At 66.3% G+C, this 20,379-nt stretch carries 22 protein-coding genes; 10 read left to right on the top strand and 12 right to left on the bottom strand.

The window, feature by feature from the left end; genetic code table 11:
• Window positions 1–72: 72 nt before the first annotated feature.
• The 5 genes from AAHM44_RS07540 to AAHM44_RS07520 form a co-directional block, all read right to left on the bottom strand.
• Complete coding sequence (locus AAHM44_RS07540) at window positions 73–609, bottom strand: PH domain-containing protein (protein ID WP_342249560.1); 537 nt, start codon at window positions 607–609, stop codon at window positions 73–75.
• Between the two features lie 60 nt (window positions 610–669).
• Window positions 670–1,389 carry a TadE/TadG family type IV pilus assembly protein gene (locus AAHM44_RS07535; protein WP_269572756.1) on the bottom strand — a complete coding sequence of 240 codons (720 nt, stop codon included), beginning with the start codon at window positions 1,387–1,389 and terminating at the stop codon, window positions 670–672.
• Entirely contained in the window at window positions 1,386–1,985 is a 600-nt protein-coding gene (locus AAHM44_RS07530) for a TadE/TadG family type IV pilus assembly protein (RefSeq protein WP_269572755.1), read from the bottom strand. The genes AAHM44_RS07535 and AAHM44_RS07530 overlap by 4 nt, the downstream gene beginning before the upstream one ends.
• A complete protein-coding gene (locus AAHM44_RS07525) occupies window positions 1,982–3,709 on the bottom strand; it encodes a TadE/TadG family type IV pilus assembly protein (protein WP_342249559.1) in 1,728 nt (575 codons plus the stop codon). The genes AAHM44_RS07530 and AAHM44_RS07525 overlap by 4 nt, the downstream gene beginning before the upstream one ends.
• A 273-nt stretch (window positions 3,710–3,982) precedes the next feature.
• Entirely contained in the window at window positions 3,983–4,423 is a 441-nt protein-coding gene (locus AAHM44_RS07520) for a copper chaperone PCu(A)C (RefSeq protein ID WP_342249558.1), read from the bottom strand.
• 161 nt (window positions 4,424–4,584) lie between these two features.
• Between AAHM44_RS07520 and dnaK the strand changes: the two genes are divergently transcribed.
• Both dnaK and dnaJ read left to right on the top strand, forming a co-directional pair.
• On the top strand, window positions 4,585–6,495 hold the full coding sequence (gene dnaK / locus AAHM44_RS07515) for a molecular chaperone DnaK (RefSeq protein WP_269572752.1): 1,911 nt from the start codon (window positions 4,585–4,587) through the stop codon (window positions 6,493–6,495).
• A 72-nt stretch (window positions 6,496–6,567) separates the two neighbouring features.
• Window positions 6,568–7,689, top strand: coding sequence for a molecular chaperone DnaJ (dnaJ, locus tag AAHM44_RS07510; protein ID WP_269572751.1), 1,122 nt, complete (start codon window positions 6,568–6,570; stop codon window positions 7,687–7,689).
• A gap of 68 nt (window positions 7,690–7,757) precedes the next feature.
• On the opposite strand, the gene AAHM44_RS07505 is transcribed toward dnaJ, so the two are convergent.
• A complete protein-coding gene (locus AAHM44_RS07505) occupies window positions 7,758–8,621 on the bottom strand; it encodes a hypothetical protein (RefSeq protein WP_269572750.1) in 864 nt (287 codons plus the stop codon).
• A gap of 267 nt (window positions 8,622–8,888) precedes the next feature.
• On the opposite strand from AAHM44_RS07505, the gene AAHM44_RS07500 reads away from it, so the two are divergent.
• On the top strand, window positions 8,889–9,281 hold the full coding sequence (locus AAHM44_RS07500) for a glycine zipper 2TM domain-containing protein (protein WP_269572749.1): 393 nt from the start codon (window positions 8,889–8,891) through the stop codon (window positions 9,279–9,281).
• Window positions 9,282–9,354: 73 nt separating this feature from the next.
• Here the strand turns inward: AAHM44_RS07500 and AAHM44_RS07495 are convergent, their stop codons facing one another.
• Complete coding sequence (locus tag AAHM44_RS07495; protein WP_342249557.1) at window positions 9,355–9,930, bottom strand: NADPH-dependent FMN reductase; 576 nt, start codon at window positions 9,928–9,930, stop codon at window positions 9,355–9,357.
• Window positions 9,931–10,088: 158 nt separating this feature from the next.
• Here AAHM44_RS07495 and AAHM44_RS07490 point away from each other — a divergent pair, with 158 nt between their 5' ends.
• Entirely contained in the window at window positions 10,089–10,412 is a 324-nt protein-coding gene (locus AAHM44_RS07490) for a winged helix-turn-helix transcriptional regulator (protein ID WP_269572747.1), read from the top strand.
• A gap of 42 nt (window positions 10,413–10,454) precedes the next feature.
• Here AAHM44_RS07490 and AAHM44_RS07485 read toward each other — a convergent pair whose 3' ends face one another.
• From AAHM44_RS07485 to purB, 3 genes are all read right to left on the bottom strand, one after another.
• Complete coding sequence (locus tag AAHM44_RS07485) at window positions 10,455–11,261, bottom strand: hypothetical protein (protein WP_342249556.1); 807 nt, start codon at window positions 11,259–11,261, stop codon at window positions 10,455–10,457.
• 235 nt (window positions 11,262–11,496) lie between these two features.
• Window positions 11,497–14,049 carry an HWE histidine kinase domain-containing protein gene (locus AAHM44_RS07480; RefSeq protein ID WP_342249555.1) on the bottom strand — a complete coding sequence of 851 codons (2,553 nt, stop codon included), beginning with the start codon at window positions 14,047–14,049 and terminating at the stop codon, window positions 11,497–11,499.
• Window positions 14,050–14,289: 240 nt separating this feature from the next.
• Window positions 14,290–15,600, bottom strand: coding sequence for an adenylosuccinate lyase (gene purB / locus AAHM44_RS07475; RefSeq protein ID WP_184169049.1), 1,311 nt, complete (start codon window positions 15,598–15,600; stop codon window positions 14,290–14,292).
• Between the two features lie 244 nt (window positions 15,601–15,844).
• Here purB and AAHM44_RS07470 point away from each other — a divergent pair, with 244 nt between their 5' ends.
• Window positions 15,845–16,393: a hypothetical protein gene (locus AAHM44_RS07470; RefSeq protein ID WP_269572744.1), complete on the top strand. Its 549-nt coding sequence runs from the start codon at window positions 15,845–15,847 to the stop codon at window positions 16,391–16,393.
• Window positions 16,394–16,495: 102 nt separating this feature from the next.
• On the opposite strand, the gene AAHM44_RS07465 is transcribed toward AAHM44_RS07470, so the two are convergent.
• Complete coding sequence (locus AAHM44_RS07465) at window positions 16,496–16,768, bottom strand: hypothetical protein (RefSeq protein ID WP_342249554.1); 273 nt, start codon at window positions 16,766–16,768, stop codon at window positions 16,496–16,498.
• Window positions 16,769–17,080: 312 nt separating this feature from the next.
• Window positions 17,081–17,761 (bottom strand): RadC family protein, encoded by a 681-nt coding sequence (radC, locus tag AAHM44_RS07460; RefSeq protein WP_269572743.1) that lies wholly within the window; start codon window positions 17,759–17,761, stop codon window positions 17,081–17,083.
• Window positions 17,762–17,935: 174 nt separating this feature from the next.
• Between radC and AAHM44_RS07455 the strand changes: the two genes are divergently transcribed.
• From AAHM44_RS07455 to AAHM44_RS07435, 5 genes are all read left to right on the top strand, one after another.
• Window positions 17,936–18,238 (top strand): AtpZ/AtpI family protein, encoded by a 303-nt coding sequence (locus AAHM44_RS07455; protein ID WP_446745967.1) that lies wholly within the window; start codon window positions 17,936–17,938, stop codon window positions 18,236–18,238.
• Complete coding sequence (locus AAHM44_RS07450; protein WP_342249553.1) at window positions 18,235–19,008, top strand: F0F1 ATP synthase subunit A; 774 nt, start codon at window positions 18,235–18,237, stop codon at window positions 19,006–19,008. The genes AAHM44_RS07455 and AAHM44_RS07450 overlap by 4 nt, the downstream gene beginning before the upstream one ends.
• A gap of 63 nt (window positions 19,009–19,071) precedes the next feature.
• Window positions 19,072–19,287, top strand: a complete 216-nt coding sequence (locus AAHM44_RS07445) for a F0F1 ATP synthase subunit C (protein WP_086130767.1) — start codon at window positions 19,072–19,074, stop codon at window positions 19,285–19,287.
• Window positions 19,288–19,305: 18 nt separating this feature from the next.
• Window positions 19,306–19,800: a F0F1 ATP synthase subunit B family protein gene (locus AAHM44_RS07440; RefSeq protein ID WP_269572742.1), complete on the top strand. Its 495-nt coding sequence runs from the start codon at window positions 19,306–19,308 to the stop codon at window positions 19,798–19,800.
• On the top strand, window positions 19,793–20,344 hold the full coding sequence (locus AAHM44_RS07435; RefSeq protein WP_184169043.1) for a F0F1 ATP synthase subunit B family protein: 552 nt from the start codon (window positions 19,793–19,795) through the stop codon (window positions 20,342–20,344). Before AAHM44_RS07440 ends, AAHM44_RS07435 begins: the two co-directional genes overlap by 8 nt.
• The last annotated feature ends 35 nt before the right edge of the window (window positions 20,345–20,379 follow it).

The raw sequence follows: 20,379 nt of genomic DNA, 5'->3' as shown, positions 1-20,379 counted from the left end.
CGGCGATATGGCTCGTGGAGAGTTGGATGCTGAAACAAGTTCGGCATGAAGAGGATGGCAGGCCGATACGTGTCAGCTCAAGGGCGGTTCGCCGAGATCCTCGTGCACCATGTCGATCTCGCGGACGCCGCGGTTGCGCCGCGCGGTGTTGACCAGCTCGCGAAGCTTCTCGCGGCGGGCGCGGGCCTGGGCCACGTCGCGGATCACCAGCGGCGCGTCGCGCGTGGTCTCGTCGGACGAGGCGATGGTGATCGTGCCGATGTCGGCCAGCTGGTTGATGATCGAGAAGTCGATGCGGACGTCCTTGACCCGGTAGAGCTCGATCTCGTCGATCGACTTCTGGACGATGCCCTTGTGCAGGATCAGCCGGTCCTCGGTGACCTCATAGGCGATGCCCAGATTCTCGAACCATTTGAGGATCAGCACGACGATCGCGACGGCGAGCAGCAGCGGCGCGACCCATGCGGCGCCGACCAGGGTGCCCTGCGCCAGGAAGTAGAAAGTGCCGGCCAGCCCGAGCAGGAACAGGAAGCAGGTGCCCCAGCCGGCGACGGTGCCGATCAGCCAGCCGAGCGTGGAGGAGCGGAAACGATCCAGGACTTGCGGCATGTAGACGGGCCTCCCTGCGGGTTGGGCAGGGAGGATAGCGCGGATCGCCGCCGCGGCAACTCACGTCGTATATTTGTCGCAGGTCGAGCGGGTGGCGGCGGGCGCAGGGTTGTAGAGCTGGGCGAAGTCGCGGCGGTCGCGCACGATGAACGAGGCGACGTAGTGGAGGCGGGCCGGGCCCATGAAGGTGGAGCCGAACAGCCGCTGATAATCATAGTTCACTTCGACGAAGATCAGCCCCGAGCCGCTGGGCGCGGTGACGACGGCGCCGGGATCGCCCATGCCGGTGACGGTGGTGCCGGCATTGGCCTTGGTCGCATCGGTGCCCGCCGCGGCGCTGGTCGTGCCGTAGCTCGAATCATAGTTGGTGCCGCTCTTCTTGCCGAAGCAGCGCTGCCAGTGGATGCGCATCACCGGGGCGGTGTCGTAGCTCTGCTGGATATATTCGAGGCTCGACAGGATCACCCGGCCATTGTTGCCGATGTCGAGCGAGTCGCCCTGCAGGCGCGCGGCCTGGAGCGCGTTGTTGAGATCGAGCTCGCGCAGCTGGACGACCGAGCTGGTGCTGCTCATCAGCCCCATGCGCGAGCCATTGTCGGCGAGGTTCGAGGCGAGCTGGCTGACGCGCAGATTGGCGATGGCGAGGTTCGCGGTCTCGACGCCGTAGCAGCCGAGCACGAGCACCACCGGCAGCGCCAGCGCGAATTCGAGCATCGCCACGCCCCGGGTGGCGGGCGCGAGCCGGCGGAGCAGCGCGGGAAGGGGGAGGCGGAGTTTCATGTGCAGATCGTCGCGGGCGAGGGGATGTTCTGGGTGGCGTAGGGCTGGTTCATCAGCGTGGTGGTGGCGCTGAGCGTCGCGCTGCCCGACCAGCCGAGCAGCTTCACCACCGGGAACAGCCGGTTATAGGTGATCTGGGCGGTGAATACGGTCACGTCGTTGGCGCCGCCCTGGCCGGTGCGGCCGGCATCGGCGTCCCATTGGCCGTTGCCGTTGACATCGGTGTAGCACTCGCCGGTCTCGCGCGTGCCGTTGCCGTTGGTATCGACGAACGGCTCGGGCGCGATCGCGCTGAAGTTGGTATAGCTTTTCCGGGTCGGATAGCCGGTGGCATAGGCCGCGCTGGGGGCCGCCGACTTGATCTGCGAGAGCACGCGCGCATCGATCGTGGCGGCGGTGGCGCCCTGGATGCCGCTGTCGCGCCCGGCCTTCTGCACCGCGCCGGTGACCACCGACTGGACATAGGCCTGATAGCCGAGCTCGCACATGCCCATCATCAGCACGAGCATGACCGGCAGCACGAAGGCGAACTCGACCACCGTCACGCCGCGGACATCGCGGGCGAGCCGGGGCAGGAGCCGGCGGATACGCGTCACTGCGACACGCGGAGCATCGCCACCTGCTTGGCGATGGCAGCGAAGGCAGTGGACAGGCCGGTGCCCGAGGTGGTGGCGAGCGCCTGGCTGGTGGTGGTGGCGCAGGACTTCATCTCGGTGGTCGCCGAGGAATCGATCGTGACGGTCCACACCTGGATGTTGCGCGCCTTGGCCGCACTGCATTCCGCCAGGAAGCGGGCGTTGTGATAGGCCTTGAGATTGGTGAAATCGCCGCCGCTGACCCGGCGATCATAATATTCATTGCCGTACATGCCGTAGACGCCGGTGTTCGGCGACATGTCGCCATCGGTGAGGAACACGATCACCCGGTTGGGCGCCTGGCGGCCGGGCCAGGCGGCGGTGTCCGCCTTGAACAGGCCGGTCGGCGAGAGCAGGCGCGTGCCCCAGATCATGCCGGTATCGTGATAGGTGCCGCCGATCGGGCGGAAATCGGTGGCGTTGACGTAGTTCGACACATCGGTGCGCGACATGGTGTCGAGCCGCGCGACCGGCTTGCCGCACGAGACATAGCCCGCCTGGTAATAGGGGGTGCTGCCGATATTCGGGTTGCTCGAATTGTCACCGGTCGAAGTCGAACTGCCGGTGCTGCTGTAGTTGTTGCGGGCGTAGAACAGCTCCGGCCACATCGGCTTCCACTGAGTGTCGATGTTCGAATTGGGCGCCAGGTCGGGATCGAGATCCGGCGGCAGTGACGCCTGATTGAAGCTCATCGTGCCGGCGGTGGTGTTGCGTTCCTCGATGCATCCGGTCCAGCGACTGGTGGCGCCGGTGGTCTTGCTGGGATCGGTGACGGTCGTGCCGGAAACGAAGCTGCGCACGTCGAAATCGAGCTGCTGATAGCGCCAGGTCGGCGTGCCGTAATAGGTGCCGGTCTGGTAGCGCGATTCATAGTTCCACTGGGTGTTCGCGCTGCCGGTGCCGCCGACCATATAGGCGGGTGACAGCGCGGTGATCGCCTTGCCGGCGTTCACCGTCGAAGTGTAGGTGACGAAGCCGTAGCGGATATGGGTGGACGGGTCCGCCGCCGAGGCCATGGTGTCGTAGAAGCTGAGCACCGCCGAGCGCAGCGCCGCGATGCGCGAGCCGCTCTTCTCGGGGACGTAATAGGCGGTGCTGCCCGGATAGCCGGCGACGCTGTCATTGCCGCTGGCGGCGCCGTCGGCCGGGCGGCTGTAGCTGGTCGTGCCCGCCGCGCCGACATAGGCGTTGCAGGTGGTGTCGTCGTCCTGCGGCAGGCAGGCCATCGAGCCGGTGGTGTCGAGCACGAAGATCACGTCGGTATCGGCGATGTCGTAGCTCGCCTCGCAGGTGACGGTGATGGTCTGGCTGGTCATGCCGAAGATCGACATGATCGTCATCGGCACGGTCGACTGGGCGGTGCCCGCGACCTGGGCGTTCGAGGTCTTGGTTGGCGTGAAGGTGGCGGTGGCGGTCTTGAACCAGCCGGTGCGGAAATTGTTGGCGAAGAAAGTCTGCGCCTGGGCCGACGCGGTCGAATCGAGATTGGTGTTGCTGAGCGAGGTGTCGGTCATGAACTTGCGCCCGGCGAGCACGCCGGCGTCGCAGGCCTGCTGGAGGCGGGTCTTGACGACATAGAGGCGGGCGGTGTCGATCGCGACGCCGCAGAAGCCGGCCAGCGGGATCAGCATCGCCGCCATCATCGCCAGCGTGTTGCCGCGACGGTCGCGCGCGAGGCGCGTCATGAACCGCGATGCCTGCCGATCTTCCATCACGCGACCACTCCGACCCGCAACCCGACGCGGGTCACCCAGTCTTCTGGGCCTTGCCACCATAATGGGGGAGAAGTGGTTTACGGAGGGTTACGGAGAAACACGCATCCGTGCAACTACAGTAGCTTAACCTGTCCTGCCGTTCATAAATCGGGCCGGATGGCTGTACCGACATTCAACGCATCCAGTTCCCCGGCGAGGGCCGGGAACTGCCGAGCCAGGGTGTGCGCCGCACGTGTATGGGGTTCAGCTTCCCGGCGCGGGATCGCCTGCGCCGATCACCTGGGCGTCGATCTGCAGCGTCTTGCCGCTGGCGAAGGACAGCTGGAGCGGCACCTTCTGGCCCGGCTTCACCGCTGGGCCGATCGAGAAGAGCATGACGTGACGGCCGCCGGGGGCGAATTCCAGCTTCCCGCCGGCGGGGACGGCGACGTCCTTGAGCGGTTCCATGGCCATCATGCCGTGGTCGCCCTTCATGCTCTCGTGCAGCTCGGCCTTCAAAGCGGCGCGCGAGGAGACGGCGAGGAGAGTGTCGGCGGCGGCGCCGCCCCGCACGGTGAAATAGGCGGCACCCGGCTGGCCGGCGACGGCGGGCAGGCGAACCCAGCCATTGCTCGCGGAAAGCTCACCCTTGGGCGCGCAGGCGGAAAGTGCCACCATCGTAACGATCGCTGAAAACCGCCGCATCCGCCATACTCCCATTTCGGGAAAGCCCTTAGAAAGCCCTGCTTCTTGCGGCAAGCGTGCGCGCACCTATATCCGGCAACGTGATCGGTTCTCCGCGCTGCCTCCTAGCAGGGGCGTTGGGGGCCAAGTGTTTGAATTTTACTGGGGGCCAACGAGGGACCATGGCTAAAGTTATCGGTATTGACCTGGGGACGACCAACAGCTGCGTCGCAGTGATGGAGGGCGGCAAGCCCAAGGTAATCGAGAATGTGGAAGGCGCGCGTACCACGCCTTCGATCGTCGCCTTCGCCAAGGATGGCGAGCGCCTGATCGGTCAGCCGGCCAAGCGCCAGGCAGTGACCAATCCGGACAACACGGTTTTCGCGGTGAAGCGCCTGATCGGCCGCCGCTTCGACGACCCGGTGACCAAGAAGGACACCGAGCTGGTGCCCTACACCATCGTGCGCGGCTCCAACGGAGACGCCTGGGTGCAGGCCGGCGGCGAGGACTACAGCCCGTCGCAGATCAGCGCTTTCATCCTGCAGAAGATGAAGGAAACCGCCGAGGCCTATCTCGGCGAGAACGTCACCCAGGCGGTGATCACGGTTCCGGCATATTTCAACGACGCGCAGCGCCAGGCGACCAAGGACGCCGGCAAGATCGCGGGCCTGGAAGTGCTGCGCATCATCAACGAGCCGACGGCGGCCGCGCTCGCCTATGGCCTCGAGAAGAACGACGGCAAGACGATCGCGGTCTATGACCTTGGTGGCGGCACGTTCGACATCTCGGTGCTCGAGATCGGCGACGGCGTGTTCGAAGTGAAGGCGACCAACGGCGACACCTTCCTGGGCGGCGAGGACTTCGACGCCAAGCTGGTGCAGTTCCTGGCCGACGACTTCAAGAAGGCCGAGGGCATCGACCTGACCAAGGACAAGCTGGCTCTCCAGCGTCTGAAGGAAGCGGCCGAGAAGGCGAAGATCGAGCTTTCGAGCGCGCAGACCACCGAAGTGAACCTGCCCTTCATCACCGCCGACGCCAACGGGCCGAAGCACCTGGTGAAGACGATCAACCGCGCCGAGCTGGAGCGCCTCGTCGAGGACCTGATCCAGCGCACGCTCGAGCCGTGCCGCAAGGCGCTGGCCGATGCCGGCGTGAAGAGCGCGGCGATCGACGAAGTGGTGCTGGTCGGCGGCATGACCCGCATGCCGAAGGTCCGCCAGATCGTGAAGGAGTTCTTCGGCAAGGAGCCGCACACCGGCGTGAACCCGGACGAAGTCGTCGCCATCGGCGCGGCGATCCAGGCCGGCGTCCTCCAGGGCGACGTCAAGGACGTGCTGCTGCTCGACGTGACGCCGCTGTCGCTGGGCATCGAGACGCTGGGTGGCGTGTTCACCCGCATGATCGACCGCAACACGACGATCCCGACCAAGAAGAGCCAAGTCTATTCGACCGCTGACGATGGTCAGCAGGCCGTGACGATCCGCGTCTTCCAGGGCGAGCGCGAAATGGCGGCGGACAACAAGCTGCTCGGCCAGTTCGACCTGGTCGGCATCCCGCCGGCGCCGCGCGGCGTGCCGCAGATCGAAGTGACCTTCGACATCGACGCCAACGGCCTGGTCAATGTGTCGGCCAAGGACAAGGGGACCGGCAAGGAGCAGCAGATCCGCATCCAGGCCTCGGGCGGTCTTTCGGACAGCGACATCGAGCAGATGGTCCGCGACGCCGAGAGCTTCGCCGAAGAGGACAAGAAGCGCCGTGCCGCGGCCGAGGCGAAGAACAACGCCGAGAGCCTGGTCCACACGACGGAGCGCCAGCTCGCCGAGAATGGCGACAAGGTCGATGGCGGGCTGAAGGCCGAGATCGAGGCCGCGCTGGCCGAGACCAAGGCAGCGATCGAAGGCGGTGACGCCGACGACATGCAGGCCAAGAGCCAGAACCTCGCCCAGGTGGCGATGAAGCTCGGCCAGGCGATCTACGAGAAGCAGCAGCAGGCCGAGGCTTCGCCCCAGGCCGGTGCCGCTGCCGGGAACGAAGCAGGCGGCGAGGAAGTCGTCGATGCGGAGTTCTCCGAGGTGGACGACAACAAGGCGTAACTACATGTCTTTCCCCGGCATTCCCGACAGTGCGTCGGGAGTGCCGGGTGAAGGCGGGGGCCAGTGCTTTAAATGACCACCGAAGTCGATTTCTACGAGCTGCTCGAAGTCGAGCGCACCGCGGACGAGGCCACGCTCAAGTCCGCCTATCGCAAGCTCGCGATCAAGTATCATCCGGACAAGAACGCCGGCTGCAAGGACAGCGAAGGCAAGTTCAAGGCGATCAACGAAGCCTATGACTGCCTGAAGGATCCCCAGAAGCGCGCGGCCTATGATCGCTTCGGCCATGCCGCCTTCAAGAACGGCATGGGCGGCGGTGGCGGCGGCGGGCCGCAGGATTTCGGCGCGTTCAGCGACATCTTCGAAAGCGTGTTCGGCGAGTTCATGGGCGGCGGACGCGGCGGCCCGCGCCAGCAGCGCCGCGGCGCCGACCTGCGCTACGACATGGAGATCACGCTCGAGGACGCGTTCCACGGGACGACCACCGAGATCACCGTCGATGTCTCCGGCCATTGCGAGACCTGCGACGGCACCGGCGCGAAGCCGGGCACCAAGGCGACTCAGTGCAAATATTGCGGCGGGCACGGCAAGGTGCGCGCGCAGCAGGGCTTCTTCATGGTCGAGCGCGCCTGCCAGCATTGCCACGGCGCCGGCGAGATCATCGACGAGCCGTGCCGCGACTGCCGCGGAGAGGGGCGGGCGGACAAGACCAAGACGCTCAAGATCAATGTGCCCCCCGGCGTGGACGAAGGCACGCGGATCCGCCTGCAGGGCGAAGGCGAGGCAGGGGCGCGCGGCGCGCCGGCAGGCGACCTCTACATCTTCCTGCATGTGAAGAAGCATGGGCTGTTCGACCGCGAGGGTACCAACCTGTTCGCGCATGCGCCGATCAGCTTCACCACCGCGGCGCTGGGCGGCGAGATCGTCATCCCCGGCCTGGACGGCGAGAAGCATGTCGTGAAGATCGCCGCGGGCACGCAGAGCGGCCGCGAGGTGCGTCAGCGCGGTGCCGGCATGCCGGTGCTGCAGGGGCGCGGGCGCGGCGACCTGGTCGTCGAGCTCGTCGTCGAGATGCCGAGCAAGCTGACTGCCAGGCAGCGCGAACTGCTCGAGGAATTCCGCTCGACCGAGACCGGCGACGAATGCCCGCAGGCGACCGGCTTCTTCGCCAAGCTCAAGGCGGCGCTGGGCTGAGGCCCGGTTCCAGTCGCTGGAAGATCAGCCCCCTTCGCCCCGCGCGGAGGGGGCTTTTTCCTGGGCGCCTATCGCGCGGCGTTCATCCGGCGGGTGATGTCGGTCCAGTCGGTCATGAACAGCGCGGCGAGCAGGCGCGGTACCGGTCCGTCGGGCGGGGAGGTGCCGTCCCACAGCGCACCCCGGCGGTGGTTGTCGTAGATCACCATGCCGGACACATACTGGATCTCGCTGCCCGGGCGGGCGGGATCGTAGAAATTCGGGTTCCAGTCGGCCTGGGGCTGGCCCTTGTAATCGCAGCAGGTCGAGACGAGCGGATCGCGGCCATTGGTGGCGACATGGAAGAAGGGCTCCCCCTTCGCCTCGCCGGTGAGGGCGCCATTGTAGCGGCCGCGGCGCACCGGGATTTCGTTGAGCCATTGCTGGCCATGGTTGATCCGCACCCGCAGCTCGGGTGCCTCGTCCGGGGTGAAGTAGCGCCCGGCGACGTTGGTGGTGCGCGGATCGGCCAGCCGGATCCGCGGCGCGAAGATGCTGAGCGTGGCGGAGAGCCTGCCGAACCGGTCGCGTCCGATCGAGATGCGCGGCCTGACCGCATAGCCGTGCGGATCGCGGAGCGACGGCTGGGCCAGCAGCGCATCCAGCGCGACGCGTGCCTTGCGCTCGAACAGCGCGCGCTCGGCGGCGGAGATGGGACGGCCGTCCGTGCTCAACAGGGCCGGCAGCACCTGGCCCGGTGCGCGTTCGTCATCGGTCTCGCCCAGCATGGTGCCCGGCGGGGATTGGCGCCAGAAATTGACATAGCGATGGAAGCGGAATTCCGTGCCGTCGGCCCAGCGGCCGGTGCGGGCGGCATCGTCCTGGGCATCGGCGGGCGGCGCGGCCAGTGCCAGCACCAGGCCGGCGATGCCGGGCACGAACTTGGCGATCATCGAGCGTTCTCCCCAGCAGGACCGCGCAGTCGAGGCAGCGAAAGCCCGCCGCGGCAAGCGGCGCGCGACCAAGGCGGATGCCGGCAGGGCGAGCGCCGCCACGACACGGATCGTACCAATGCGCGGGAAGATGCTGCCGGGGCGTGAGGGCATATCTCGTTACGTTAACGTAAGCTGCAAACCCAGTTCAGCATCGCCTCAGCGCGACTCGCATAGAACCATCTCATCCCCGGTGCTCAGGCACCGGCCAGAAGAGGAGTTGAGATTATGCGCAAGACGCTTCTGGGCCTTACGGCCATGGCCGTTGCCCTTCCCGCCCTGTCCACCCCGGCTGCCGCGCAGCGTTATGGTGGCTATGACGGCTATCGCGATCACGGCCGCTACGAGCGCAGCTACGACAATCGCGGCTATGACCGGGGCTATAACGACCGCGGCTATTACAACGGCCCGAGCTGGCGTGGCCGCGACGGCCGCAACTATTGCCGCCGTTCGGATGGTACCACCGGCCTGCTGATCGGCGGTGTCGCCGGTGCCCTGGTCGGCCGCAGCATCGACCGCTACGGCGATCGTGCCCCGGGTACCCTGCTCGGCGCGCTGGGCGGTGCCCTGCTCGGCCAGGCGATCGACAAGGACAACAGCGGCGGCCGTCGCTGCCGCTAAAGTCCCGACGGACTTCAAGCAGGAGGCAGGGGCCCGGTGGAAACGCCGGGCCCCGTCTCTTTGTGGGCAGGGCTCAGGCGGCGCGGGCGGCCTTGAGCGCATTGCCCCACCAGGCGATCTCGTCGAACACCGTGGTGCGCGCGGCGGCGAGATGGGGATAGTCGTCGAGCGTCTTGCCCTGCTGGAGGATGCCGAGGAACGGCTCCATCCCGATATTCACCTCGGCCTTGATCGGCGCCATGTGCAGCTCGACCGCGACGCCGCGCAGCTGCTCGATCGCGCGGGCGCCGCCGACGCCGCCATAGCCGACGAACGCCACCGGCTTGCGGCGCCATTCGAAGGTCGCCGAATCGAGCGCGTTCTTGAGGACCGCGGTCGGGCCGTGGTTGTATTCGGCGGCGGTGATGATGAACCCGTCATATTTCCCGATCTTCTGGCGCCATTCCTCGGCCAGCGGATTGGAATAGACGCCCTGCGTCCAGGCCGGGGCGACCGGCTCCTCGAACAGCGGCAGCCTCTGGTCGCGCAGGTCGAGGATATCGAGGTGGAAGTCGCTACGCTCGGCGGCGCCGGCGGCGATCCACTGGGCGGGAACGTCCGCGAAGCGCTGGGGGCGGGTGCTGCCGATGATGAGTGCGAGATTGAGCATGGAAATTGAGACCCTTTCCGGTTACGAATCGTAACCTAGGATCAAATGATGCGGTGGTCGCATCGCCACAAGGAGGCACATTTCTGGAACCCAGGCACATCCATGTAAGCGGCGCACATGCGGGCGGCGGGCATGAGAGCTGCATCCCGGTCCGCGCGATGCTCGCCAAGATCGGCGACAAATGGAGCATCCTGACGATCATGATGCTGAGCGACGGGACCAAGAGGTTCAGCGAGCTGCAGCGCGGGATCGACGGGGTATCGCAGCGGATGCTGACGCTCACCCTGCGCGGGCTGGAACGCGACGGGCTGGTGACGCGCGAAGTGTTCCCGACGATCCCGCCGCGCGTGGAATATACGCTGACTCCGCTCGGGCGCTCGCTGCAGGTGCCGGTGATCGCGCTGGGGCAATGGGTGACCGCGAATTTGCCCGAGCTGGAAGCGGCGCGGCGGCGGTTCGACGCGGCGGGCGAGGGGGAATAAATCCTCCCCTCCCCCAGCAAATAGGGGAAGGATCCGGGAAGGCTACCGTCCGTCGTCGCTCCAGTGCGGCGGGTCGCTGAGCAGCTTGATGAGGCCGTAGCCGGCGCCGAGCTTGTGGAGATCGGTATTGGTATCGCCTGCACGGGGCGTGCCGATCTCGCGGGTCTTGCCGGCCTTGTCCCTGATCTTGAGCGTGCCGGTCCAGCCGATCGTCATGTCGATCGCGCGGCCCTCGATATGGCGTGAGGTGAGCGAGGGCTCGAAGGCGATCTGGAACAGCTTGACCATCTGCTGCGCGGCGGCTTTCGACCTGACCAGGTCGCCATGGTCCCATCGGATGGCGAGGCCGGGCAAGGCGGGGACCTTGTTCGGCGCGACCGAACCGTTCGCCACGCGCCAGCTATAGTGCATCAGGTGCGCGCGCGTCGCGTTGCGGCGGGTGGAGGAGATGGTGACGGTGGCGCCGGCGTCCTTCAGCGCCTTGAGGAAGGCGGCGACGTTGTCGCGGAAGGGCTGGACGAGGTCGGCGACCGCGGCGCTGTTCGGATATCTGGCCTGGTTGGCATTCCACCAGTCCGCGCCCGAGAGCGGCGGGCGGGTGCCCTGGCCGGCGGCGAGCGCGAGCCAGGTCTTGCCGCCGGGGGAGATCAGCCCGTCGGGCGCCGGCATGGCGAGGGCCTTGCCCTGATAGCCGGCGATCGCCGCGATGGTGAGCGTGCCGCATTCGCCGGTGGTCGGCAGCAGCTTCTGGCCGGTGAAGCCCAGCCAGTCGTTGAGCAGGTGCTGGACGACGAGGACGTCGGCCAGGTCGTTGACGCCGTTCTTCCCCACCGATGCGCCGATTGGCATGCCCTGATCCTTCTTCTCAGTCTTCGCGCGAAAGAAGGGCCGGACGCATCCAGACGCGTTCGTCATGCTGAACTTGTTTCAGCATCCAACTCTCCCCCCCAGCGATACCGCCTGAGGCACATTGGACCCTGAAACAAGTTCAGGGTGACGGCGGGTTTGCGGAACCCGCATGCGAATATCGATACGATCCAACCCTGCGATCTGGCGAACGCAGCGAGTCGTATCGGTTGAAATCCTACATTGAAAGCAGGCTGGTGAGCGCGCGGGAGATGCTGGCGAGGGTGTAGGGCTTTTGCGTCACCAGCGCCTCGGCATGCTCGGGCGGGAGCTTCAATTGTTCGCCATAGCCGGTGGCGAACAGGAAGGGCACGCCGGCGGCGGCAAGGTCGTCGGCGAGGGGCAGGCTGGTCTCGGCACCGAGATTGACGTCGAGCACCGCGGCCTGGAACGCCTCGCGGCCGATCTCGTCGCGGGCCTGGGCGAGCGTGCCGGCGGTGACGACGCGGCGGGCGCCGAGCCGGGTGAGGATATCCTCCGCGTCCATCGCGATGATCAGGCTGTCCTCGACCAGCAGCACCACGCCGGAGAGCAGCTTGGCGACCTCCTCGCCGGCAGTCGGTTGCGGCGTGGGCGCGGGGCCGAGCACGCGGTTTCCGTCGATCTCGATGTGGCGCGCGGGGACGCAGAAACTGGCCTCGAGGCCGGTGAGTGGATAGCAGACGTCCGCCCGGCCGCCCAGGTCATAGGGGATGGAGCGGGTGATGATCGTGGTGCCGAAGCCCTGGCGCTTCGGCGGCTGGACGGCCGGGCCGCCGCGCTCGAACCACTCGATCTCCAGATCGCCCTCGCGATCGAGCTGCCAGACGACGTTGACGGTGCCGTTGTCGGAAAGCGCGCCATATTTGGCCGAATTGGTCATCAGCTCGTGGAAGACGAGGGCAAGCGTGGAGAAGGCCTGGGGGTGCAGCATCACCGCCGGTCCCTCGATCGACACGCGGCCGGCCTTGCCGCCGAGATAGGCGGCGGCTTCGGTCTCGATCAGGCGGGAGAGCGGGGCCGCCGACCAATTGTCCTGGGTGATCTGGTCGTGCGCGCGGGCGAGGCTCTCGATCCGGCCTTCGAGCAGGTGGATGGTTTCGCGCTTGTCCGATTCCGGATCGAGCGACTGGCGAACCAGCCCGCGGATCAGGCTCAGGATGTTGCGGACCCGGTGGTTGAGCTCGGCGATCAGCAGCTCCTGCCGCTCGGAAAAGCGACGGCGCTCCTCCTGGGCATCGTCGCTGAGGCGCAGCACGACTTCGATCAGCGAGGCGCGCAGCATCTCCGCCACGCGCAGCTCGGCGTTGCTGAAAGGCTCGGAGCGGCCGCGGACTTCCTGCGACCAGAGTTCGAAGCTCTTGCGCGGGGTGAGGCGCGGGCCGTTGGGGCCGAGCTGGGCGGGCTTGTGCGGATCGCCGGCCCATTTGACCGTGCGGATCTTCTCCTGGCGGAACAGCAGGACATAGTCGCGCGGGCGGCGCGAGATCGGGATCGCCAGCATGCCGGCGGCGACATCGTCATAGTCCGAGGCGGTCGGCAGCGTGTCGGCCAGGCGATCGGTCGAGAAGATCTTGCCAGCGGCCATCGCGTTGAGCCGGCGGGTGATCGCGCTGAACGCCTCGGCCGGCGGGGTCATGCCCGAATAGGCGACCTTGCCGTCGAGCCAGATCGCGACGCCGTCGCACGGCACCGTCTCGCGCATCGTCGTGCCCAGCCATTCGGGATTGTCGAGCAGCGTCGAATCGCCCGCGACCGCGGCGAGCAGCCGGTCGCTGGAGAAGCGTGCGGCCATCTCGTACGCGGCCAGCTCCTTGCGCTCGCGGCTTTCGAGCTTGAGCGCGAACATCTGGCCGAACAGCTCGGCGATCGAGCGGCGCTCGAAGCTGGGGCAGCGGGCCGAATAATGGTGGCAGGCGAACAGGCCCCAGAGCTGGCCCTCGACGATGATCGAGATCGACAGCGAGGCGCCGACGCCCATGTTCTTGAGATATTCGATATGGATCGGCGAGGCCGAGCGCAGCACCGAGAGCGACAGGTCGATCGGCGCCCCGGTCTCGTCGAGCCGGGGCAGGACGGGAACCGGCTCGGCATTGACGTCCGCGATGATGCGGAAGGGCGTGCGGACATAGAGCTTGCGCGCCTGTTGCGGGATGTCGCTGGCGGGATAGCGCAGGTCGAGGAAGCTGCCGATGCCGGCGCGCGCGGCTTCGGCAACCACCACGCCCGAGCCGTCGCGATCGAAGCGATAGACCATGACGCGGTCGAAGCCGGTAAGCGCGCGGACCTGGCGGGCGCCCTCGCGGTAGAAGCTCGCCGAATCGCTGGTCTCGTCGAGCCGGGCCATCATCGCGCGGATCGCCGAGCCGACATCGGTAGTGGCCTCGTCGCGGCTTTCCTCGCCTTCGAGGACGATCGTGTCGCCGATCATGTGGAGCGCGAAATCGAAGCTGCGGCCGCTGGCGATCTTCAGTCCGAAGACGCGTTCCACCGCGTCATTGCCGCGGAGCATGGCAAGGCGATTGCGCAGCGTGTGGACGGCATGCTCGCCAAGCAAGGGCACCGCGGACGTGCCGAGCAGGTCGTCGGCAGGCGTGCCGAGATATTGCTCGGCGTTGGCGGAGACGCGGCGGATCAGCCAGTCGACCGAGAGCGCGAGCAGGAATCCGAAGGGCTGGACGGCGCCCAGCTCATGAATGGGTTCACGATCGCAATTGGTGAGATCGACCTCGAAATTACTGTCCGTCGCCAATCTCTGCCCTTCTCCAGTTGACCGCTGAACGCTCGAAGGCCGCAAAGGTCGCAGGTGCCGCGGCGATTGCGGTCTCCGGCGCTGCCGGGCTGCGCAGGAGACGGTCTATGCCCATCCGTAGTTGCTGCCACTGCCCGGCGCGCTGATCTGCATCAAGATGGGCGCGGGGAAATCCGGCGGGCAGATGCCGGGGGAGGCGCGTCATCCCGGCAATGGGCCAGGATGACGCAAATTGCCGGATCAGGCGAAGACGCGATCGAAGATCACGTCGACATTCTTGTAGTGATAGCCGAGGTCGAACTTGTCCTCGAGCTCCTGCACCGAAAGCGCCGCGGTGACTTCGGGATCGGCCTTGAGCAGTTCGAGCAGCGAGAGCTGGCCGTCCGATTCCCACACCTTCATCGCGTTGCGCTGGACGAGGCGATAGCTGTCCTCGCGGCTGACGCCGGCCTGGGTGAGCGCGAGCAGCACGCGCTGCGAATGGACGAGGCCGCCCATCTTGTTGAGGTTCTTCAGCATGCGCTCGGGATAGACGAGCAGCTTGTCCATCACGCCGGTGAGGCGGGCGAGGGCGAAGTCGAGCGTGATCGTCGCGTCCGGGCCGATATAGCGCTCGACCGAGGAGTGCGAGATGTCGCGCTCGTGCCACAGCGCCACATTCTCCATCGCCGGGACAGTCGCGCTGCGCACCATGCGGGCGAGGCCGGTCAGGTTCTCGGTGAGCACCGGGTTGCGCTTGTGCGGCATCGCCGACGAGCCCTTCTGGCCGGGCGAGAAATATTCCTCGGCCTCGAGCACTTCGGTACGCTGGAGGTGGCGGACCTCGACGGCGAGGCGCTCGATCGACGAGGCGATCACGCCGAGCGTGGCGAAGAACATCGCGTGGCGATCGCGCGGAATCACCTGGGTCGAGACCGGCTCGACCGACAGGCCGAGCTTGTCGGCGACATGCTGCTCCACGCGCGGATCGATATTGGCGAAGGTGCCGACCGCGCCCGAGATCGCGCAGGTGGCGATGTCCGCGCGGGCGGCGAGCAGGCGCTCCTTGTTGCGCTTGAACTCGGCATAGGCCTCGGCGAGCTTGAGGCCGAAGGTGACCGGCTCGGCATGGATGCCGTGGCTGCGGCCGATCGTCGGGGTGAGCTTGTGCTCATAGGCGCGGCGCTTGAGCACTTCGAGCAGCTGGTCGAGATCGGCGAGCAGGATGTCCGACGCACGCGCCAGCTGGACCGCGAGGCAGGTGTCGAGCACGTCCGAGCTGGTCATGCCCTGGTGCATGAAGCGCGCTTCGTCGCCGACCTGCTCGGCCACCCAGGTGAGGAAGGCGATCACGTCATGCTTGGTCACGGCCTCGATCGCGTCGATCGCGGCGACGTCGATCGCCGGGTTGGTCGCCCACCAGTCCCACAGCGCCTTGGCGGCGCTCTTCGGCACCACGCCGAGTTCGGCCAGCGCCTCGGTCGCGTGCGCCTCGATCTCGAACCAGATGCGGAAGCGCGCTTCGGGGGACCAGATCGCGGTCATCTCGGGGCGCGAATAGCGGGGGACCATGGATTTTCCTTTCTCGGGCCGGCGCGGCCGTTGCAGGCGCGCCACAGGGCAAATCAAATGCGACGAGGCGGCACCTAGCAGGGGTAGGCTGAGGCTGCAACGGCTGAAATCCGGAACAACATCCCTAGATAGATTGTTGTTACCGTGAATGGATCAATAGATCTAAAGATGGATGGTTATAATAATCGTCCGAAACAACACAGGAGAATTGCAAATGTTGAAGCCAATGCTTCTTGCTACTTCTATGCTGTTTGCTGTTCCGGCCTTTGCGCAGGAAACGCCCGCGCAGGATAATAGCCAGCCGCAGCAGACTGCCCCCGCTCCGGAACAGGCAACTCCGCCTGTAACCGACGACAAGGCGCCGGGCACTCCGGAACAGGCAGCTACCGCGCAGGCGAATCCGGCTCCGGCCGATCCGTCGACCCAGCCGGCGCAGCCCGCCCAGAGCGTCGCCCAGGATAACGGCGCGGCGGCTCCGGCCCAGCCCGCCACCGGCGTGGCGGAAACCACGAAGCCCGAGGCGACTCCGGCTGCAACGCAGGAGCAGGTCGCCCAGGCGGTGGGCCGCGACTTCGGCAGCTATGACAAGGATGCCGATGGCAAGCTGAACCAGGCCGAGTTCGCCGAATGGATGGGCTCGCTGCGCAAGGCTTCGGAGCCGAGCTTCCAGCCGGGTACGGCCGAGGCGACCAGCTGGTCGAGCCAGGCCTTCACCAGCGCGGACACCGACAAGAACGCGTCGGTGAACAAGCAGGAGCTGACGGTGTTCCTGACGCCGAAGCAGCCCGGCTAAGAGTTTCGTCGCGCCGCCATACGCATGGCGCTTACTCCCGAACGGCCGTCGGACTTGCCTCCGGCGGCCGTTTGGTTTGGGCGGAATGATGTGGGCCGCTGGTCAGGCGGATCGGCCGGGCGGCGCGACAAGGGCAGGCCCGACGATCTCCACGGCGGGATCGGCAGAGCAAACCAGTTCGAGGCACAGGTCGCTGGTCGCGATGAAATAACTGAATCGCGGACAATCTCCTGCGCCGAGAAACGCCAGAAAGCTTTCCTGTGACCAAGGGTGACCGGTGGCGCGGAAGGTTGTCTGGCCGGGCCGGGGTGTCGAGGCGGAAGCGTGCCACAGGTCGAGAAGTCCATTCTCATCGAGGACGCGGAATGCGATCACCTCATTGGACGTGACCCGGACCACCCTTTCGCTTTCAATCGAGATGAAGGTCGCTTCGAATTCGTGGTTCGATGCGGATTGTGTCGGCGGGAGTGCAAGGCACCTTCGTCCGGATAGGTAACCAGCGGCGATCCTGGGTCGAAATTCAGTCGGCCAAGGGCCAGGGGTTCGTTCTCGACGGGGGTGTGCCAGGCTGCGAACTCGATGATCGCGGGGGCATCGGAAACCGAGGTTGCTTCATCACGCATGCCGCGTTCGTGGCACTGGTCCGACCGGAGGGCAATTGCTGCCGCGTCGTGTCGTGTCGTGTCGTCAGATCAGTCCCTGTCCCCGCAGCGACGCATGCCCGTCGCGGCCGATGATGATGTGGTCGTGCACCGATATTCCCAATCCCTTGGCGGCAGTGGCGATCTGGCGGGTTATCTCGATGTCGGCGCGGCTGGGGGAGGGGTCGCCCGAGGGGTGGTTATGGACCAGGATCAGCGCGGCCGAGCCCAGGTCGATCGCGCGGCGGATCACTTCGCGAATATAGACCGCGGCCTCGTCGATCGTGCCTTCGCTCATCAGCTCGTCGCGGATCAGCATGTTCTTCGAATTGAGGTGGAGCACCCGGAAACGCTCGGTGCTGTGGTGCGCCATGTCGGCGCGGAGATAGTCGAGCAGCGCCTGCCAGTTGGACAGCATCGGCCGCTCGGCGACTTCGGCGCGCAGCAGGCGGAGCGCGGCGGCCTGGGTAGCCTTCAAGGCGGCGACGCTGGTCTCGCCCATGCCCTTTACCCGCGCCAGCGCCTCGGCATCGGCGGTGAACAACCCCGCGATGCCGCCGAATTCGTGGAGCAGCGCCTTGGCGAGCGGCTTGGTATCCTGCCGGGGAATCGCCAGCGCGAGCAGATATTCGATCAGCTCGTGATCGAGCAACGCGTCCGGCCCGCCCTCGAACAGGCGGCGGCGCAGGCGCGCGCGGTGACCGCTATTGTCCGGGGCCTCGGGCATCCGCGATTTGTTCCTGCAAATCCACAGTTATTCAAGGCGAGGATTTCGCCGATTTGGCGTTAGAGTTGACTCGCCCGGCCAGCATTCCTAAAGCGCCCGAGCAACGCGGCTGAAACAGTCGGCGATGCTCAATGTCGCCGCTCTCTCGGCGGCTTTTTTCATATCTGGAACGCCTTGACCGCCTTGACCCAAGACCGTGCTCCGAGCGACCTGGACCGCCGCATCGCCGATGCCAAGGCGGCCGAGGCTGCGCGCACCGGCGAGGTCGTCAAGGCGCCTGCCGATGCCAAGGGCTACAAGCAGGGCTCGCGCGTGCTGATGGACCTGATCGGCATGCCGCTCGGCGGTGGTATCCTGGGCTATGCGCTCGACCATTGGCTGGGTACCAGCCCGTGGCTGCTGCTGACCCTGCTCGTGCTGTCGATCGCGGCGGCTTTCCGCAACATCTACAAGATCTCGAAGGAGCGCGTTGAGTGAGCGCCGGCGCAATCAATCCGATGGAGCAGTTCGAGGTCGGCAAGCTGATCAAGTTCGACCTGCTTGGCTACGATCTCTCGTTCACCAACTCGGCCCTGTTCATGTTCGTCGTGGCAGGCCTGCTGTTCGTGTTCATGCTGGGCGGCATGAAGCGCTCGCTGATCCCGGGCAAGTGGCAGCTGATGGCCGAAGGCGCGGTGGGCTTCATCGATTCGATGGTGAACACCAGCATCGGCAAGGGCGGCAAGAAGTTCGCCCCGTACATCTTCTCGCTGTTCTTCTTCATCCTGTTCGCCAACCTGGTGGGCATCCTGCCGCTGGCGGTGGTGCCGGGGCTGCACACCTTCGCGGTGACCAGTCACATCACCGTGACCGCGGTGCTGGCCTTCTTCTCGTTCGGCATCGTCCTCGCGGTCGGCCTCTGGAAGCATGGCTTCAAGTTCTTCGGCCTGTTCGTGCCGCACGGCGCGCCGCTGTGGCTGATGCCGGTCATCATCCCGGTCGAGTTCATCTCGTTCATGGTGCGTCCGTTCTCGCTGGGCCTGCGACTGTTCGTCGCGATGACCGCCGGGCACATCCTGCTCGAGGTGTTCGGCAGCTTCGCCGTGCAGGGCCTCAACGCGGGCGGCATCGGCTATGGCGTGTGGTTCGCATCGATGCTGATGATCATCGGCGTGAGCGCGCTCGAACTGCTGGTCTGCGCGATCCAGGCCTATGTGTTCGCGCTGCTGACCTCGCTTTATCTCCACGACGCGGTGCACCTGCACTAAGTCGCGCTGTTCGTTTGGTTTATTGGATTACGTAGGGAGCTAGAAATGACTGACGTTGGTGCAATGTACATCGGTGCCGGCCTCGCGGCGATCGGCATCGGCCTGGCCGCGCTCGGCGTGGGCAACGTGTTCGGTTCGTTCCTCGAGGGCGCGCTGCGCAATCCGGGCGCAGCTGACGGCCAGCAGGGCCGCCTGTTCATCGGCTTCGCCGGTGCCGAGCTTCTGGGTCTGATCGCGTTCGTCGTCGCGATCCTGATCCTGTTCGTCGTCAAGGGCTAAGGTTCAAGGACAGCCAAGATGCCGCAGCTATCCCAAATCCCTGAGATCTACGCGTCGCAGCTCTTCTGGCTCGCGATCGTGTTTGCGCTCATCTATTTCGGGATCGGCAAGGCGATGGTTCCGAAGATCGAGCGTACGGTCGAAGACCGCAACGCCCGCATCGCCGGGGACCTCGCCGCGGCTGAGGCTGCCCGAGATGCTGCCCACGCGTCCGACGTGGCATATGAGTCCGGGCTGGAATCGGCCCGGACCACTGCCCTCGCGACGGTGACCAAGGCCAAGGACAAGGCGACCGCCAAGTCCGAGGCCGAGGTGAAGAAGGGCGATGCCGCGTCCGAGGCGAAGATCGCCGAGGCTACCGTGCGCATCGAAGCGACCAAGACCCAGGCGCTGGGCGAGATCGAGGCCGAGACGGTGGACGCCGTCCAGGACATCGTCGCCAAGCTCTCGGGCGTGAAGGCCGACCGTGCGTCGGTTACCAAGCAAGTGAAGGCGGCGCTGGCCAATGGCTGAACAACCTCATGGCATGAAGGCGGAGACCGGCACCGTGGAACTTCATCATGAGCCGTCGGCGTTCGGCATCACCGCGCCGGGCTTCGTCGCCATCGCGATGCTCGTGGTGGTCGGCATCATTCTGTGGAAGCGCGTGCCGGCGATGATCGGCAAGATGCTCGACGCCAAGATCGATTCGATCCGCCAGCAGCTCGACCAGGCGACCGCGCTGCGCACCGAAGCGGAGGCCGAGCTGGCCGCGGCCAAGGCGCGCAACGCCTCGAGCGAAGCGGATGCCGCCGCGATCGTCGCCCATGCCGAGGCGGAAGCCGCCGCGCTGCTCAAGAAGGCCGAGGCGGACGCCAAGGAACTGACCAAGCGCCGCGCCAAGATGGCCGAGGACAAGATCGCCGCCGCCGAGCGCGCCGCGATCGCCGAAGTCCGTGCCAAGGCCGCCGATGCCGCCGCCGCGGCTGCCGGCGCGATCATCGCGGAGAAGCACGGCGCCGAAGCGGACAAGGCACTGGTCGACAAGACCATCGCCGGGCTCGGCCGACTGAACTGAGGTGCCGGAAGGGCGCGATTCCAGTTCGGCCCTTC

This window comes from Sphingomonas sp. OTU376, from assembly GCF_038440415.1.
GTDB lineage: Bacteria > Pseudomonadota > Alphaproteobacteria > Sphingomonadales > Sphingomonadaceae > Sphingomonas > Sphingomonas kyeonggiensis_A.
This window is presented reverse-complemented; position numbering and strand designations above follow the sequence as displayed.